Below are 13,426 nucleotides of genomic sequence, written 5' to 3' on the forward strand. Positions count from 1 at the left end.
GAGTGTTATGTGACAGCGGCAGCAGCGTTCTTTCATCGCGTCTTCCTCAGTCGATTCCATTTGGCCTGCACCAGTCCACCGACGTAATCGAAGGTGCTGACCTGGCTTGCTGCGGGGATTGTGGTTGGCTTCCTGCGGCGTGATTTGGTGTGGTAGATAGCGTGGTTCTCCATTCTCTCCCACAGCGATTTAGTGCGGCGCATGTTGCCCCCTTGCAGTCTTCAGTAACTCATTGAGGCTTGCCATCTGTGGACTGGAACCAAAGCCGGCCGAGGTGTCTTTCATGCGGTAGCGGCAACCGTGATATCGCCCATCAACATGCTCTTTGACGATATGGTGCCCGCCAGACAAGGTGTTAATGACGTTTTGCACGTTGTGTTTGTTGGTGCGGCATTGCTTACACACTCTCTCTACCAGTTCCGCCATCAGGTGCCACTGGCCGTCCGATAAAACATCCAGTACTGCTGTTTTGATTTTGCTCATGCTGCTTTACTCCCCATCAGAACGCGGCCGTACTTCATCAGAAAATCACGATCTACAAAGCTGACAGCACAGCGAGCCAGCATGTGTGGATTCCAGATAATCAGCATCGAGCCTTTATTGTTGCCATTGACTGGTTTTCCGGTATCAGCGCGAACGAAGGACAGCCGGCCGCCGGTTATGAAACGCACTTCACTGCATGTCCTCTGTGCATCTGCGAACCAGCCAACTGATGTGTCAGCAGGAACCAGCATCACCACGCCGTGTACATCGCTATCAATGGAAGATGCCTTTTCCACCCAAGGGCCAATGTCGCTGTAAGGCGGGTTTAGCCAGATGTAGCCAGGAGGAAAATAAAATTCCCAGACTTCCTCCAGTGCGTTCTGCTGCTCTGTCAGATATTTCGGGTGAAGATGATTGAGATCGCTTGCGGCTGCATCACCAATGAAGTTGAACTCCCGGTTTAGAGCGGCGTAGATTTCGGGCGGCGTCTGCCAGAGGTTTCGTATGTCGATCGGAGTGTTGCTTCCTGTGTAATCACTCATTCTGCTTGTCCTTCAGTTTCTGGTACTCAGAGTCAGCGGGGATAGTCAGCCGGCAGCCAACGTTAAGCGCCCAACCTTCAACCTGAGTGAGATAGTGGTGCATGTCAGCAGTGTCGAGGCTCGACGTGTGCCGCAGCGTCTGGATTTGGGTTCTGTCACCGGTTATCACATCGACCATTTCCCGCGTCTCATATCCGAGATAGGTGTGCTTCATCGCATCCTTCACCCATTCAGGCGTAGCAAAGGCTTTGCCGCGCTTAATGAGGTAAGCGCTCAGCTCTGCGTACCACATGTGCTGAAGAGAGTTCTGAGGGATGCTGCGCTGGTCACGCCATTCGGAGAATTTGATGCGGTATTTCTTGCCGGAAGATACGAGGTCGAAGATGAGTCTGGTGAATTGCCCGAGAGTCGTTGTGTGCAAACAGAAGTCCTGCACTGTTACCTCCCTTCGATTGTCTCCACGTAGTCATGGATGTTGTCGGCTGCTGCGCTCAACAACAGGTCAATACTCTGCACACTATGGCCTCCTTCACGAAGCATCTTGAGGGCTGTTAGTAACGCTGAGTGTGAGTCTTTGAGGGGTTGATGCTTAGGTCTGAGGGGGATCACGTTGTTCATGGCTGCCTCCGGTGTTCATCTGTTTCCGGGATCGGGAATTCGCCAGTTGGTGATGCCTCGCAGCGAATGCACCACTTATTCCAGTACGGAAGGCTAGCCCGGAACCGGTCTGGAGGTTTGGGTATGCCGCAGCGGTCACAGCGACACAGCCGCTCCCTTTCCATCTCATCGTTGTTTGTCATGATTTCTCCGGTGCGTCTGGTATCTTTATCCAGTGAGTGAAATCACGCTCATTCAGCGACCGATTAGTAATGCGGATAACTGCCGGAAAGCCGCCTGCGTACCACACAAGGCAGTTCCATCCTAGCGATGGTTCTCTCTTCTCCACGCTAATCCAGTCACCCATATCACTGCTCTCCGTTCTGATTGGTGGGCCGCCCCATCGACATCTCGGCAATTTTCAGAAGCTCCCGCCCATCATTTACCCATTGGCCTGACACGCCCGAATATCTGTAAGTGACTACATCGTAGGTAGCACCTTCATTCATGTTGTAAAGCTGCCCCAAATAATCCTCAAGGTCTCCGACTGGCCGCTTTATTACTGGCATGCATCCAGGCTTTCTCATTACGATGAAGATATCTTCGCTATCATCACCCCGCTCCTGCTGCTCCAGTATGGGGAGTGCAATCCGGTAAGCCTGGAGGTGTGACTCGCCAGCAATACTTATGGCATCGTCTTTCTCAAGCTCACTAAAAATATCAATCCATTCCCTACATTTATCAGCTGTTAGGTTCTTCACGATTTAACCTCCGTAGCGCCAGTCGTTGGCCGGCTGCTCTTTGTTTTTGTTGTCGGAATACTGCTGAGCCACATCGGTCTGGTCGATGTTGATGAAGTGACCATTCTTCCAGCCCATGTAAAACGTCTGCGGCTGGCCGGAGCGGTACTTGCCGACAATAATTTCCGCAATCCCCTTCATGTCGCTGTTTTCGTGATAAACCTCGTCCCGGTACGGGAAGATAATCACGTCAGCATCCTGCTCAATGGCACCTGATTCGCGCAGGTCTGACATCGTTGGTCGCTTGTCAGCGCGTGCCTCTACGCCGCGGTTAAGCTGCGACAGGAGGATTACAGGGACTTTGTTGCGAAGGCAGAACTGTTTCAGCTTGCGGGTGATTTCGGCAATCGCCAGGTCGTTACGTTCAGCCTTTGGTTTCTTCATCAGGCCAAGGTAGTCGATCGACACGAAGCTAAGCCCGCCATCCATGTTCATGCGCTCTGCATGGGCGATGATTTCGTCAACGCTGAGCGTTTCATCCAGCACGTAGTTGTCTTCATCCTGAAGCTGTGCGGATGCGTTTGTCAGGCGGGTGTATTGCTCATCAATCATGTCCAGCGGGTTACGCAGTGAACCGAGTGCAATGCCTCCACGGTCTGCGACGAAGCGCTCAACAACCTGCATGTCTGACATCTCCATCGAAATCATCAGGCCCTTGCCCTTCTGACGGCCGATTGAGTTACCGATGTTGATTGCCAACTCTGTTTTACCCATGCCCGGCCGCCCAGCGATGACAATCAGGTCAGTGCGATCGAACCCGCCGTAAGCTTCGTCCATCGCCTCGATGCCGGTTTTCAGGTAGAGGCCCGATTCCTGCCCTTCCATGCGTTTTTCCAGCACCTGCATGTAATCCGTCAGCATGTCGCCAATGCGGCGTGGCAGCCGGTCAGTGGTTTCGAACTGAAGCTTTGAGATGATGCCGGTTGCTTCGGCAATGCTCTCGTTGATGTTCTGCGTATTGGCGTTAGCAAGCATCTCAGCGGCCTTCGTGAGGTCTGCTGCGCCCTTGCGAAGCATCCAGCACTGGCGAACCAGCTTGGCCCACGCTTTGATATTTGCCGCGGTCTTGCACTTGAAGCCAACGGTCATGACGTGATCACGCGTGTCTTCCGGTACCGCCGCGCTAACGGTGAACGGGTCAATCGGTTCGCATTTGTCGATGAACCGGCAGATGACGGTGTAAATCTGGCGCAGGTGGTGATTCGAGAACGCCTCAGCGGGAAGCTTTGCGGCGATGTCACGGCAGTCGATGTGATCGCCTTTGACCATCATCGAACCAACCAGCTGCTGCTCGAAGTCTAAACTGTCCATTTCAGGCCTCCTGGCTGATGATTTCGTCGATTTTCTTCTGGGTCAGCGCCGTGTCGATGCCGTAACGCTTTCCGCCAGGATTCGCACCGCAGGCCCACTCAGTTGGCTGATAGCCAAACTCGATGTAGCCGTTCACGAAGGTGTCGATTTGCTGGGCCGGTCGCCCGGTCTCTTTGCAGTGCTTCAGGTGGGAGTCGTACAAACGCTTGATGCCCTTCTCGGTCGTTGCGCTGATGCTGAGGATTTTCGGCAGGCCGAAGGTTTCGGCTTTGCGGTTCCATGTGTCTTTCAGGCGGTCACGGTCGAATTGGTATTTGCTGACTGTCTGGCGCTTTGGCTTTTCTTCAGCAACCGACAAATTCCCCTCTGGGGATATAGGGGTTTCTTTTTTCTTTAAAGAGTTTCTTTTGTGTGTCTCTAGATTCGAGACATCATTTGTCTCTAACTTAGAGACTTTATTTGTCTCTGGTTTAGAGACAAGGTTGCTAACCTGGAGACTCTTACTGAAATTCCATGCAGAGACTTCCTTGTTGATGCCGATTTTGCTTCCTTCCATGAGAAGGCAATTCATTGAAAGCAGTTCTTTTTTCGCCTTGTTGACGTTCTGCCGGGACAGGCCTGTGATGCTGGCAATCTGCTCATCAGCAATGCGATCTACTTTCTTACCGAAGCCATAGGTTTTCCGTGTTACTGCCAGGAGAACTTTTAACTGGCGAGCGGTTAAATCGGCGCTAGCAATTGATTCCAGTAGCTCGTTAGCGATGCGGGTATATCCATCATCGGTATCGGCCACTCTACGCTCCACGGGCTGCTGAACAGCCCCGAATGTTGCATACGCTACGTTGCTCATTTGCCCTTCTCCTGAGTCTTTGCTTCTTTCAGGCACTGGCTTAACTTGCTGGCACCAAGCTGAGAAATGCTGCGATAAAACTGCTCTCTGGCCTGCTCTTTGAGTCGGGCAAATCTTTCATGTTTATCGGGTTTCATGTATTATTACTCCTGTGAATTGATCCAGTCATTTCGCATCAGGCGTCGAATGTTCCCGCATTCGGCGCTTTTTCTTTTCCCATCGCAGCAGCTACCGCTTGTCGGGCAACCTCTGCTATCAGGCTCGTTTCCCACACCTTCTCCAGCAGCACGAAAACCGTCGCCATATCGCGCAGGTTTAAGCGGCTTACCTTCGATTCATGCCATCCGGCCTCATCAGCCAGAACACGCTGCCCTTTGTGAGTCAGTCGACTGCGTAATTCGGTTTCTACTTCGTTGATCAACTTGTTGTTTCTTGCTTGTTCCATGATTGATAATTTCCTTGTAGGTAAATGATTGCGTGACATTGCGGTGAGCAAGTCACTTGAGTTTTGAAGTGTCCGCGTTGTCGGCGGCTTAGATTGTGTAAAGAGCGGTGGAAATCAGGCGGCGGTATTGACGCCGTTTCCGTATTGCAGCCAGACAGGATCACATTGCAGAGCTACAGCGATTTCGAAGATCTTCCGTGGGCGCTTGGTGATACCAGCTTCAATCTGTTGGATTGATTGCTGCTTCACACCTGCCTTAAGCGCCAATTCGGTCTGAGTCATCTTCAGCTCTGCTCGTTTCTGCTTGAGGCGCTGGGAGATAGTTTGCATATAGCCTCCTTGACAAACTTTCTTGTATTTTAAATACAAACTACCTTGTTTGTCAATTACAGCTTTTCTTGTGAACATCTCTTTTTTGATGAGGTGTTAAATGACAATTGCGGCAAGGGTGCTTTCAAAAAGGACTGAGCTGGGTTTGACTCAGACAGAGCTAGCGGAAAAGGCCGGCACAACGCAGCAGGCGATTGTCCAGCTTGAGAGCGGTAAAACTAAAAGACCAAGGTATTTGCCTGAGCTAGCTAAGGCGTTAAATTGCGACATCCAATGGCTTCTTGATGGAACAGGGGCAACCTTAGACAGCAATGTGTCTAACCCTCGGGACTACAAGCCGACTGCGCGCTACCCCGTTTTAAGCAAGGTTCAGGCTGGCGCATGGGATGAAGCCTGTGAACCCTATACGATTAAGGATGTCGATATGTGGCTTGAATCTGACGCACATACGCAGGGAGATGCATTCTGGCTGCAGGTGGAAGGCGATTCAATGACTGCGCCGATTGGGCTGAGTATTCCGGCAGGAACCTATGTGCTGTTCGATACCGGACGTGAAGCAGTCAATGGAAGCCTGGTCGTTGCGAAGCTAACCGACGATAACGAAGCGACATTCAAGAAGCTCATCATTGATGGCAGCCAGAAGTACCTGAAGGGGCTGAACCCACAGTGGCCTATGGTGCCGGTGAACGGTAACTGCAAAGTGCTTGGAGTAGCGATCGAGACGAAGATGAGGCTGGTTTGAGACTCGATAGCAGGAAGAGACTTTTGGCTAAGGAGATGGCATGTCAGTTTTTGCGAAGATAGCGATTCCGATGTTCTGCATTGCGTTCGCGATGTTCTACCTGGCCCGTAAGAAGCGGGACAAAAATTACCTGATTCCAGGCTTTGTTCTGTTGGCGGCTGGAGTAGTGAATGCTGTGATAGCGATTACTGCAGGTTAGTAGCCGGATGAGACGTTTGGATGATTCATGCAAAGTGAAGTAGTAGCCATACAGTTCGCCGCGATAGCATTGATCCTTATGGCTGTGGTGTGGCGAAGGATTGATTCAGGATTGCACAGGTTCCTGCTTATCATGATGGTGCTTGCGGCCTTCTGCGCCGGTTCCGCCGCATTTAACTAGTGGCTGGGAAAGGCGATAGATTAGACTAAAGTGACAACCTAAAGCGAAATCATGCTACAATCTGTATATACAAAAAATGACCCTAAAGATATTCTCAAAAGCTACCGATAAGCTAAATGGAAGGAAAATATTACCTTTTCAACCTTGATAAAATTACTTTAACATCATATTTTGTATATACACGGGCATCACGGAGGGTCTGCAAAAGAGAATGAATCTCATTATTTCTCCTGCGATTCGGCAAAAACTGTCGAAAAAGCAACCACCGGTCAACGAAGAAGACATCATGCAATGTTTCTCTAACCGTTCCGGTGCATTCCTTGAAGATGATAGAGAAGAGCATAGGACGGACCCTCCTACTAAGTGGTTCATTTCTGAAACTGACTATGGTGTGAAGCTGAAAGTGATCTTCATCTTCCGGCCCGGAAAAGGTGTCTTTATCAGAAGTGCATATAGTCCCAACAGCGATGAAATTCGCATCTATGATAAATATGGAAAAGAAGGTTAATTATGAGCAAAGCCGTTGAAAAACAAGCCGAAAGCGTAAATCTCATTGCTTCTACAGATGAAGCGTGGGAAAACCGTGAGCTTGGTTGCAGCGAGGCTCACGTTAAAGTGTCTAGTGAACTCCTCGAAGAGGAAATTAATGAGGCGCTTGAACTGCATCCGATCTCAATCCGACTGAACAAATCTCTGATTGAAGATCTAAAAATGATAGCCGACCTTAATGGTCTAGGATATCAACCACTGATTAGGCAGGTCCTGACTAGGTTCGCTGACTGTGAGAAAAAGCGAATCCTTCAGGAAGTTCACTCGAAGGAAGTGAAAAGAACAAAGCGACCAGCTAAGCCTAAGCAAAAGCAAGCAGCCTAATCTGACAAAAGCCTAGCTCATGCTGCTGGGCTTTTTTATGTCTGAAATCCTAAGAGCCCGCCACCGAGCGGGCTTTTTTGTGCCTGAAATGTCGTGTAATGCAAATTGTTGAATGGTTATTTCCTTAATCATCACAGACCACGTATCCTCACTGTCGTCAGTTGCTGCTGACAGATGGTTTGCCCCACTTGAACAAATTCATACCCGTGTAACGCGGGCTTTTTTGTGCCTGCAGATCCCACTTCGCAAAAATAAATCCCCTTTAAAAACAAAGCTATTTGTATTCTTCGCCACCAAATACAATATTTATTGTTTACAGCCTACAAACTTTATTGTAATTTTATCCCATCAGCAGGACGCACTACTCACCAGGACGGTGATGCTCTTTAACAACATTGCAGCGCTGACAAAGCGCCAACTAACCAAACGAGATGGGTTTGGACTGTCTATCGGGTAACTAGTCGACAGCACCAAAACCACTTCAGGAGGCAACCATGACAGTTATCACTTACGGCACATCCGTTAAAGAGAACGCCAAATCACGCCGCCATGCTCGTCGCCGTGCGGTGGCAATGGATCGTGATCGCATCGAATCAATCATCGACACGGCTTTCGGCATTGAGCCAGAGGTTGTGGCGATTCAGGTTAAGCACATCAGCCGCATTGAGAAAGCAGTTATCTCCCCTTCTCTGCGTGACAGGCATGAGAGCACATCACAGTGCTTACCAGAAATCGCGATATTCGCTGCAGGGTATCGCAACTCAAAAGACATCGTAACGGCGAGGTGAACGTGTCAGCGACATTAATCACTGAGCATGGCATCTCGCCATGCCCATTCTGTGGAGCACGAGCGCAGCTGAAGCGCTGGGCAATGACTCCTGCAGGAAGCAATGCATCTGAAATCAGTTATGGCATTCAGTGCGTCGGCTGCACAGCAAAGATATACATGCTGGACACGCCTGAATCAGCACTGAGTAGATGGAATAGCCGAGAAGCGGCGGGAGGTGAGCGTGGGTGAAGACGAATTTGAAGAGCATCCTGATGACGACATGAGTCAGTATCAGGATTATCCATTTGATTACGACTACTGAGGCTGCCTAACCCGCAGCCTTTTTTATTGGAGGCTCCATGATAAGCACTGGAAATTACATAGTCATTTGGTTGGTGACTGGTGTGTTGATGGGGCTGGGGTTTATAGCAGGAGGTTGAGATGCAGGAGTTTGAATTCTTTGTCATGGATGGCAGGGCGAGGTTTGATACCGAGCGAGCAGCAGTCTTTGCGTCGCTTGGAAGAACGCCGCCTAAGCAGTGGAAGCTGAGTCGCGACTGGGGCGGGATGGATGCCGTTTTAGTACGCGCGCCAGTCCAGTCGGAGTCCAGTGAAGGAACCACCTCATGTGGAGATTTTGAATATCTCTGTGACATTGAGTGACACCGTAAAGCCGCCTACTCAGACGGCTTTGAGGTGCTACGCACCAACGCTAAGACGTTTCAAATGACAGGATAGATAACCAGAACGTATCACCCCTATGGGAGCCGCAATGGCTCCCTTCTTTTTGAGGGAATAGAAAAGTGAAGCCATTAGACATGAGCGCCCACCTTTCTTGGGATGAGCTCACAAAGAACTTTCAATATGACCCTGATACTGGGTTGTTCACAAAGAAAGCACTCACCAAATACCAAAAAGAAAGGCCGGCAGGCTCAAATAGCGGCTCTGATTACACTCGGATATGCATAAACAGGCGCATTTACTTCGCCCACAGGCTCGCCTGGTATTACATGACCGGCAAGCCACCAGAAAAACTCATTGACCACATAAATGGCGATAAGCGCGACAATCGATTCTCCAATCTAAGGGAGGCTGATTACTCCCAGAACATGATGAACAGCAAGCTCTCTTGCGCCAACACGTCTGGCTGCAAAGGCGTTGATTGGGTTAAGCGGAAGCGCAGATGGAGAGCCACTGGCAAGCTAGATGGAAAGAAAATTTATCTAGGTTTATTCGCCAAAAAGGAAGATGCAATAAAAAAATATCAAGAATTCGCTCAAGAAAACCACGGCGAATTTTTCCTAAAAACCAATTAATCCATTCACACAAAGGAATAAGCCATGCAACAGCTCGCAGTTGCAGGGTGGCCTGTTGCTGGCTGCTCTGAATCCCTCCTCGACACCATTACCCGCCGCCTCCGCACTAGCTGGCGCAACCTTATCGACACCCTGAATCAAAGAGGTCAGCCATGAAATCACGTTACTTCACGAAAGCTCAGGAGCTTTCAAGAGAGGCTCATCTGTTTGGTGACCGTGCCAAGTGGGCGATGGCGATGCAGCTTCTGCGGAGGGCTTTGCAATGAGACTGAACAGAACAGCCCGGCATGAGGTGCTGGATATCGCCGATAACCTGCCGGAGAGCGAACTTGAGTTCATCGCTGCAGAAGTCGATGCGCGGATGAACCAGCACAAGACGAACCCGCTAATGCCTGCCCTGTGCGCCTTCCTGACGCGACATTACGACTATCCCGCCATCGAGATGCTGGATGAGGATGACGACATGCATGAAGCGGCTGAAGAGCTTCTACGCAAGGTCATGGTTAAGGTTGCTCAGAATGAAATTGCGATCGGGATTTACCGCAACAAACATGGAAATCAGGAGGCGGCGTAATGCAGCCTGGCATCTATTACGACATCAGCAACGAGGATTATCACCGCGGTGCTGGCATCAGCAAATCGCAGCTGGACGACATCGCCATTAACCCGGCCATCTTCCAGTGGCGCAAAGAAGCGCCGGAAGACGATGAGAAGAAGGCGGCGCTGGACATGGGAACGGCGCTGCACTGCCTCCTGCTGGAGCCTGAAGAGTTCGATAAGCGGTTCATCATTGCTCCGGCATTCAACCGGCGAACCAATGAAGGCAAGGCCGATGAGCAGCGGTTCCTTAAAGACTGCGAAAGCACTGGAATGACGGTCATGGATGCCGAGCAGGGCCGGAAGCTGCAACTGATGCGTGCCAGCGCCCTCGCCCATCCGGCGGCACGCTGGCTGCTTGAAGCTGAAGGTCATCAGGAAGCGTCAATCTACTGGAATGACGATCAGACAGGCGAACTTTGCCGTATCCGTCCGGACAAGTTCCTGTCGGGACAGCCCGTCATCGTCGACGTGAAGAAGGTGGCTGATATGTCGCGCTTCGCGCGGCACGTTGAAGAGTTCCGATATCACGTTCAGGACGCCTATTACCGCGAAGGCTTCAGCAAGCACTTCGGTGAATATCCACTTTTCGTTTTCATCGCAGTCAGCGAGGCGATCGACTGCGGCCGGTACCCGGTGCGCACCTTCCAGCTGCAGGAGGACGATGTTTCCGTGGGCTACGACCTGTTCTGCCGCAACCTCGATACCTATCACGAATGCATGCTGTCCGGTAACTGGGGCGGCATCGAAGAAATTACACGCCCGGACTGGGCCAAGAGAAAGGATTACGCATGAGTAACGAAATCATCACCTCGCCGGTCAATGAGGCTGACACCAAAGCGGCAATCTTCAGCCCAAGCGGATTGCAGAAGCTGCAGGCATTTGCGGAAGTCATGGCGCAGGGTAAAGCAACGGTGCCTGCTCACCTGTCCGGCAAGCCTGCTGACTGTCTGGCGATCGCATTACAGGCTGCCCAGTGGGGAATGAACCCTTACGCAGTGGCGCAGAAAACGCACCTGGTAAACGGCACGCTGGGTTATGAGGCTCAGCTGGTCAATGCGGTCATCACCAGCTCAACTGCCGTTCAGGGGCGCTTTAAATACGAATACGGCGGCGACTGGGAGAAGTTTAAGCCTGGTGCGGCCAATGCATCTAATGAGCGCGGCCTGTCTGTACGCGTCGGCGCAGTACTGCGCGGTGAAACAGAGATTACGTGGGGCGAGCCGCTTTACATGGAGTATGTCACCACGCGCAACTCCCCTCTGTGGAAGACAGCACCAAAGCAGCAACTGGCATATCTGGCTGTTAAGTACTGGGCGCGCCTTTACTGCCCTGACGTGATTCTCGGCGTTTACACGCCGGACGAGTTTGAACCGGCGCAGCGATCGGAACGCGACGTAACCCCGGCACGCAGCCGCGCTGACCTGAACAACCTGATTAACAGTAAGCCTGAAACGCAGCAGCCCGAGCGCGAAATTAACCCGGCGACGAATACCAGTGCACCAGCGCGCACGCCGGATGAGCTGCTTGCCGACTTCACTGAAGCTTCTGCTAACGCTGATTCTATTGCGAGCCTGGATCGCTTCTACAAATACGCGGCGCGCATGCTGGCAAGCGAGGCTGAAACTCTCGAAAAGGCCACTGACGTTTACCTGCTTCGCAAAGCGGAGATTGAAGAGACGCTTAGCTAATAACAGGAGACGACATGCAATCACCAGAATACCAGCGTCGTGGCAATCAGTTAACTCTTGGCCGCCGCTGGTCACCCGATGAGATAGGCCTTCTGAAAGAACTCGCAGCAACCATCCCACCCAAACTTATAGCCCGGCAACTCAACCGATCCTACGAATCCGTTCGCCAGCGTGCCAGTCGCAGCCGGATACGTTTTCTGGAAGAGCGCAGTAAACGCATAAGTGGCACTAAGCCAAATTTATGACACAAATATACTGTACATATAAACAGTATTTTTCTGTTCTTTATCAGGCTGTGCGCGTAAGGTGGCTGAGTGAATTCACGGCCTAACTCACTCTACTGAAATAGGATTTACCATGGAACATACCGACCAGGAATTTGAAGACCTGCAAGACCTCAATACCCTGTATCGCTCTGCGATTCTGGACACCACCGAAGCCGTCGGCTGGGGTATCGAAATTCTGACCAAAGTTGTAGCGGCGATTAACGCAGGTACGGCTGGCTCCCTGTCTCCAGCCGATCAGTATCAGGCTAAGCAGACCCTGATGTATCTGAAAAGCCGCAAAGACGACAACGCCCAGTACCGCAAGCCCGGCGACCCGGTACCGCGCACGTTTGCGCAGTACGATCACCCGTAACGGGTTGTGCAGAGAATCAAAGAGCCGCCTTCGGGCGGTTTTTTGTTACCTGCAATCTGACTATTTTCGCCGCGGCATTGAGCCTGACAGCGGCATAAGGGGTAAGAGAATGGCAATTTATAAAATAGGCGACTTAGTAAATCTCGGCGTTACTGGTTCAGGTACGAAGCTACTCGTTATGCCAGTGGTTCGAGTAACAAAGACAATGGCAATCTGCCGGGTAGGGACGCGAATTGAGCGCGTCAATAACAATAAGGGCAACCTACTCGGGTCAGGATGCTGGATTCCCACAAAGCTATGGGATGGCATCGAGACCAAACCTCTTTTTTATCCTGAAATTAAAGGAGAGCCATCGTGAAATTCGACCTGAACCATTTAATGGATTTGGCAGGAAAGCTGGACTACAAGCCGGATTGCCAAATTCACAGAGACAATCTAGCTGGATATTTAACTTCAGATCGAGCTATTGCCATTGCCGAAGCACTCCGGGCGCTGGAGCAGCGCGCAGAAGCAGCAGAGGCGAAGCTGGCAGCGCTGGCGAAGCAGGAGCCGGTTCACTTTAGACTTTTCGGAACGGATGGTGAAACTTACGTTAAATGCTCACCTGATCATATTGATGCAATGGCTTTTTGGCAGCACCCCGCGCCCGCCGCTGACCTGGCTGCACTGGTGCCGGCTGAAAAGCCCGTTACTCATGACAAGCTGCTTTGCGACAACATTGAAAATAATGGCTGGAATCTTTGCCGTGCGGCCATCCTGCGCAAAATTGAGGAAGCGAAAAAATGATTAGTGATGAGAGGCTTAATGAGCTGGCTGATAAAAACACGATATGCAAAGTCAGCTGGGACGAGAGGGTAGCAATGGCAAAGGAGCTGCAGGCGCTGCGTAAGGCGTTCAGTGAGCCAGTGGTTTGGGCTCTCGTTGACGAACTGGATAAGGCAGTGAAAGTTAACGGTGATGGGATGATGTGCGGGTTTGGCTATGTCACCAAAGACTGGACGGCGCCTAACACTATCCTCCTCTACCGCAAGCCCCAGAACAGCACCACTTGAGTCACCTACC

The 13,426-nt window shown here is 51.2% G+C and carries 28 protein-coding genes; 17 read left to right on the forward strand and 11 right to left on the reverse strand.

Features of this window, described 5'->3' with window-relative positions:
* Positions 1 to 32: 32 nt before the first annotated feature.
* The 11 genes from AC6I8D_RS10720 to AC6I8D_RS10770 all read right to left on the reverse strand — a co-directional run bounded on the left by AC6I8D_RS10720 (position 33) and on the right by AC6I8D_RS10770 (position 5,358).
* Complete coding sequence (locus AC6I8D_RS10720; RefSeq protein WP_497820172.1) at positions 33 to 203, reverse strand: NinE family protein; 171 nt, start codon at positions 201 to 203, stop codon at positions 33 to 35.
* Positions 190 to 483 carry a hypothetical protein gene (locus AC6I8D_RS10725; RefSeq protein WP_497820173.1) on the reverse strand — a complete coding sequence of 98 codons (294 nt, stop codon included), beginning with the start codon at positions 481 to 483 and terminating at the stop codon, positions 190 to 192. The genes AC6I8D_RS10720 and AC6I8D_RS10725 overlap by 14 nt, the downstream gene beginning before the upstream one ends.
* Complete coding sequence (locus AC6I8D_RS10730) at positions 480 to 1,025, reverse strand: phage N-6-adenine-methyltransferase (protein ID WP_497820174.1); 546 nt, start codon at positions 1,023 to 1,025, stop codon at positions 480 to 482. The genes AC6I8D_RS10725 and AC6I8D_RS10730 overlap by 4 nt, the downstream gene beginning before the upstream one ends.
* Positions 1,018 to 1,461 carry a YbcN family protein gene (locus AC6I8D_RS10735; RefSeq protein ID WP_409519795.1) on the reverse strand — a complete coding sequence of 148 codons (444 nt, stop codon included), beginning with the start codon at positions 1,459 to 1,461 and terminating at the stop codon, positions 1,018 to 1,020. The genes AC6I8D_RS10730 and AC6I8D_RS10735 overlap by 8 nt, the downstream gene beginning before the upstream one ends.
* Positions 1,462 to 1,639: 178 nt before the next feature.
* Complete coding sequence (gene ninD, locus AC6I8D_RS10740; protein ID WP_497820175.1) at positions 1,640 to 1,825, reverse strand: protein NinD; 186 nt, start codon at positions 1,823 to 1,825, stop codon at positions 1,640 to 1,642.
* Between the two features lie 165 nt (positions 1,826 to 1,990).
* Positions 1,991 to 2,383 (reverse strand): hypothetical protein, encoded by a 393-nt coding sequence (locus tag AC6I8D_RS10745; RefSeq protein WP_497820176.1) that lies wholly within the window; start codon positions 2,381 to 2,383, stop codon positions 1,991 to 1,993.
* A gap of 3 nt (positions 2,384 to 2,386) precedes the next feature.
* Positions 2,387 to 3,733 (reverse strand): replicative DNA helicase, encoded by a 1,347-nt coding sequence (locus tag AC6I8D_RS10750; RefSeq protein WP_497820177.1) that lies wholly within the window; start codon positions 3,731 to 3,733, stop codon positions 2,387 to 2,389.
* 1 nt (position 3,734) lies between these two features.
* The gene (locus AC6I8D_RS10755; protein WP_497820178.1) at positions 3,735 to 4,583 is read right to left on the reverse strand and encodes a replication protein; all 849 of its coding nucleotides are present in this window, start codon (positions 4,581 to 4,583) and stop codon (positions 3,735 to 3,737) included.
* A complete protein-coding gene (locus AC6I8D_RS10760) occupies positions 4,580 to 4,720 on the reverse strand; it encodes a hypothetical protein (RefSeq protein ID WP_163637950.1) in 141 nt (46 codons plus the stop codon). Before AC6I8D_RS10760 ends, AC6I8D_RS10755 begins: the two co-directional genes overlap by 4 nt.
* A 38-nt stretch (positions 4,721 to 4,758) precedes the next feature.
* Positions 4,759 to 5,028: a CII family transcriptional regulator gene (locus AC6I8D_RS10765; protein ID WP_497820179.1), complete on the reverse strand. Its 270-nt coding sequence runs from the start codon at positions 5,026 to 5,028 to the stop codon at positions 4,759 to 4,761.
* Positions 5,029 to 5,142: 114 nt separating this feature from the next.
* Positions 5,143 to 5,358, reverse strand: a complete 216-nt coding sequence (locus AC6I8D_RS10770) for a helix-turn-helix domain-containing protein (protein ID WP_201499392.1) — start codon at positions 5,356 to 5,358, stop codon at positions 5,143 to 5,145.
* Between the two features lie 100 nt (positions 5,359 to 5,458).
* On the opposite strand from AC6I8D_RS10770, the gene AC6I8D_RS10775 reads away from it, so the two are divergent.
* From AC6I8D_RS10775 to AC6I8D_RS10855, 17 genes are all read left to right on the forward strand, one after another.
* On the forward strand, positions 5,459 to 6,100 hold the full coding sequence (locus tag AC6I8D_RS10775; protein WP_266306046.1) for a LexA family protein: 642 nt from the start codon (positions 5,459 to 5,461) through the stop codon (positions 6,098 to 6,100).
* Between the two features lie 40 nt (positions 6,101 to 6,140).
* Positions 6,141 to 6,299: a hypothetical protein gene (locus AC6I8D_RS10780; RefSeq protein WP_497820180.1), complete on the forward strand. Its 159-nt coding sequence runs from the start codon at positions 6,141 to 6,143 to the stop codon at positions 6,297 to 6,299.
* A 391-nt stretch (positions 6,300 to 6,690) separates the two neighbouring features.
* On the forward strand, positions 6,691 to 6,987 hold the full coding sequence (locus AC6I8D_RS10785) for a hypothetical protein (protein WP_418156861.1): 297 nt from the start codon (positions 6,691 to 6,693) through the stop codon (positions 6,985 to 6,987).
* Positions 6,988 to 6,989: 2 nt separating this feature from the next.
* Complete coding sequence (locus tag AC6I8D_RS10790; RefSeq protein WP_497820181.1) at positions 6,990 to 7,352, forward strand: hypothetical protein; 363 nt, start codon at positions 6,990 to 6,992, stop codon at positions 7,350 to 7,352.
* A gap of 494 nt (positions 7,353 to 7,846) precedes the next feature.
* The gene (locus tag AC6I8D_RS10795) at positions 7,847 to 8,140 is read left to right on the forward strand and encodes a transcriptional antitermination N peptide (RefSeq protein WP_497820182.1); all 294 of its coding nucleotides are present in this window, start codon (positions 7,847 to 7,849) and stop codon (positions 8,138 to 8,140) included.
* 2 nt (positions 8,141 to 8,142) lie between these two features.
* On the forward strand, positions 8,143 to 8,370 hold the full coding sequence (locus AC6I8D_RS10800) for a Lar family restriction alleviation protein (protein WP_497820183.1): 228 nt from the start codon (positions 8,143 to 8,145) through the stop codon (positions 8,368 to 8,370).
* Between the two features lie 192 nt (positions 8,371 to 8,562).
* Positions 8,563 to 8,784, forward strand: a complete 222-nt coding sequence (locus AC6I8D_RS10805) for a hypothetical protein (protein ID WP_497820184.1) — start codon at positions 8,563 to 8,565, stop codon at positions 8,782 to 8,784.
* A 140-nt stretch (positions 8,785 to 8,924) separates the two neighbouring features.
* The gene (locus AC6I8D_RS10810) at positions 8,925 to 9,437 is read left to right on the forward strand and encodes an HNH endonuclease signature motif containing protein (RefSeq protein ID WP_497820185.1); all 513 of its coding nucleotides are present in this window, start codon (positions 8,925 to 8,927) and stop codon (positions 9,435 to 9,437) included.
* A gap of 24 nt (positions 9,438 to 9,461) precedes the next feature.
* Positions 9,462 to 9,593 carry a protease FtsH-inhibitory lysogeny factor CIII gene (locus AC6I8D_RS10815; RefSeq protein WP_354474442.1) on the forward strand — a complete coding sequence of 44 codons (132 nt, stop codon included), beginning with the start codon at positions 9,462 to 9,464 and terminating at the stop codon, positions 9,591 to 9,593.
* A gap of 106 nt (positions 9,594 to 9,699) precedes the next feature.
* On the forward strand, positions 9,700 to 10,011 hold the full coding sequence (locus AC6I8D_RS10820; protein ID WP_497820186.1) for a hypothetical protein: 312 nt from the start codon (positions 9,700 to 9,702) through the stop codon (positions 10,009 to 10,011).
* Positions 10,011 to 10,829, forward strand: a complete 819-nt coding sequence (locus tag AC6I8D_RS10825; protein ID WP_497820187.1) for a PD-(D/E)XK nuclease-like domain-containing protein — start codon at positions 10,011 to 10,013, stop codon at positions 10,827 to 10,829. Before AC6I8D_RS10820 ends, AC6I8D_RS10825 begins: the two co-directional genes overlap by 1 nt.
* The gene (locus AC6I8D_RS10830) at positions 10,826 to 11,725 is read left to right on the forward strand and encodes a RecT family recombinase (RefSeq protein ID WP_497820188.1); all 900 of its coding nucleotides are present in this window, start codon (positions 10,826 to 10,828) and stop codon (positions 11,723 to 11,725) included. Before AC6I8D_RS10825 ends, AC6I8D_RS10830 begins: the two co-directional genes overlap by 4 nt.
* Before the next feature lie 14 nt (positions 11,726 to 11,739).
* Entirely contained in the window at positions 11,740 to 11,970 is a 231-nt protein-coding gene (locus tag AC6I8D_RS10835; protein ID WP_497820189.1) for a hypothetical protein, read from the forward strand.
* Positions 11,971 to 12,082: 112 nt separating this feature from the next.
* A complete protein-coding gene (locus AC6I8D_RS10840) occupies positions 12,083 to 12,364 on the forward strand; it encodes a hypothetical protein (protein WP_497820190.1) in 282 nt (93 codons plus the stop codon).
* 109 nt (positions 12,365 to 12,473) lie between these two features.
* Positions 12,474 to 12,722 carry a hypothetical protein gene (locus AC6I8D_RS10845; protein ID WP_497820191.1) on the forward strand — a complete coding sequence of 83 codons (249 nt, stop codon included), beginning with the start codon at positions 12,474 to 12,476 and terminating at the stop codon, positions 12,720 to 12,722.
* A complete protein-coding gene (locus AC6I8D_RS10850; protein ID WP_497820192.1) occupies positions 12,719 to 13,150 on the forward strand; it encodes a hypothetical protein in 432 nt (143 codons plus the stop codon). Before AC6I8D_RS10845 ends, AC6I8D_RS10850 begins: the two co-directional genes overlap by 4 nt.
* On the forward strand, positions 13,147 to 13,416 hold the full coding sequence (locus AC6I8D_RS10855; protein ID WP_497820193.1) for a hypothetical protein: 270 nt from the start codon (positions 13,147 to 13,149) through the stop codon (positions 13,414 to 13,416). Before AC6I8D_RS10850 ends, AC6I8D_RS10855 begins: the two co-directional genes overlap by 4 nt.
* The last annotated feature ends 10 nt before the right edge of the window (positions 13,417 to 13,426 follow it).

The organism is Pantoea sp. X-Soil-MYKO-1785, from assembly GCF_059730675.1.

Bases quoted from the DNA above. Each gene is read 5' to 3' on its own strand.
- AC6I8D_RS10720 (WP_497820172.1), bottom strand. From the start codon at position 203: ATGCGCCGCACTAAATCGCTGTGGGAGAGAATGGAGAACCACGCTATC.
- AC6I8D_RS10725 (WP_497820173.1), bottom strand. From the start codon at position 483: ATGAGCAAAATCAAAACAGCAGTACTGGATGTTTTATCGGACGGCCAG.
- AC6I8D_RS10730 (WP_497820174.1), bottom strand. From the start codon at position 1,025: ATGAGTGATTACACAGGAAGCAACACTCCGATCGACATACGAAACCTC.
- ninD (WP_497820175.1), bottom strand. From the start codon at position 1,825: ATGACAAACAACGATGAGATGGAAAGGGAGCGGCTGTGTCGCTGTGAC.
- AC6I8D_RS10750 (WP_497820177.1), bottom strand. From the start codon at position 3,733: ATGGACAGTTTAGACTTCGAGCAGCAGCTGGTTGGTTCGATGATGGTC.
- AC6I8D_RS10755 (WP_497820178.1), bottom strand. From the start codon at position 4,583: ATGAGCAACGTAGCGTATGCAACATTCGGGGCTGTTCAGCAGCCCGTG.
- AC6I8D_RS10760 (WP_163637950.1), bottom strand. From the start codon at position 4,720: ATGAAACCCGATAAACATGAAAGATTTGCCCGACTCAAAGAGCAGGCC.
- AC6I8D_RS10765 (WP_497820179.1), bottom strand. From the start codon at position 5,028: ATGGAACAAGCAAGAAACAACAAGTTGATCAACGAAGTAGAAACCGAA.
- AC6I8D_RS10770 (WP_201499392.1), bottom strand. From the start codon at position 5,358: ATGCAAACTATCTCCCAGCGCCTCAAGCAGAAACGAGCAGAGCTGAAG.
- AC6I8D_RS10775 (WP_266306046.1), top strand. From the start codon at position 5,459: ATGACAATTGCGGCAAGGGTGCTTTCAAAAAGGACTGAGCTGGGTTTG.
- AC6I8D_RS10780 (WP_497820180.1), top strand. From the start codon at position 6,141: ATGTCAGTTTTTGCGAAGATAGCGATTCCGATGTTCTGCATTGCGTTC.
- AC6I8D_RS10785 (WP_418156861.1), top strand. From the start codon at position 6,691: ATGAATCTCATTATTTCTCCTGCGATTCGGCAAAAACTGTCGAAAAAG.
- AC6I8D_RS10790 (WP_497820181.1), top strand. From the start codon at position 6,990: ATGAGCAAAGCCGTTGAAAAACAAGCCGAAAGCGTAAATCTCATTGCT.
- AC6I8D_RS10795 (WP_497820182.1), top strand. From the start codon at position 7,847: ATGACAGTTATCACTTACGGCACATCCGTTAAAGAGAACGCCAAATCA.
- AC6I8D_RS10805 (WP_497820184.1), top strand. From the start codon at position 8,563: ATGCAGGAGTTTGAATTCTTTGTCATGGATGGCAGGGCGAGGTTTGAT.
- AC6I8D_RS10815 (WP_354474442.1), top strand. From the start codon at position 9,462: ATGCAACAGCTCGCAGTTGCAGGGTGGCCTGTTGCTGGCTGCTCTGAA.
- AC6I8D_RS10820 (WP_497820186.1), top strand. From the start codon at position 9,700: ATGAGACTGAACAGAACAGCCCGGCATGAGGTGCTGGATATCGCCGAT.
- AC6I8D_RS10825 (WP_497820187.1), top strand. From the start codon at position 10,011: ATGCAGCCTGGCATCTATTACGACATCAGCAACGAGGATTATCACCGC.
- AC6I8D_RS10830 (WP_497820188.1), top strand. From the start codon at position 10,826: ATGAGTAACGAAATCATCACCTCGCCGGTCAATGAGGCTGACACCAAA.
- AC6I8D_RS10835 (WP_497820189.1), top strand. From the start codon at position 11,740: ATGCAATCACCAGAATACCAGCGTCGTGGCAATCAGTTAACTCTTGGC.
- AC6I8D_RS10840 (WP_497820190.1), top strand. From the start codon at position 12,083: ATGGAACATACCGACCAGGAATTTGAAGACCTGCAAGACCTCAATACC.
- AC6I8D_RS10845 (WP_497820191.1), top strand. From the start codon at position 12,474: ATGGCAATTTATAAAATAGGCGACTTAGTAAATCTCGGCGTTACTGGT.
- AC6I8D_RS10855 (WP_497820193.1), top strand. From the start codon at position 13,147: ATGATTAGTGATGAGAGGCTTAATGAGCTGGCTGATAAAAACACGATA.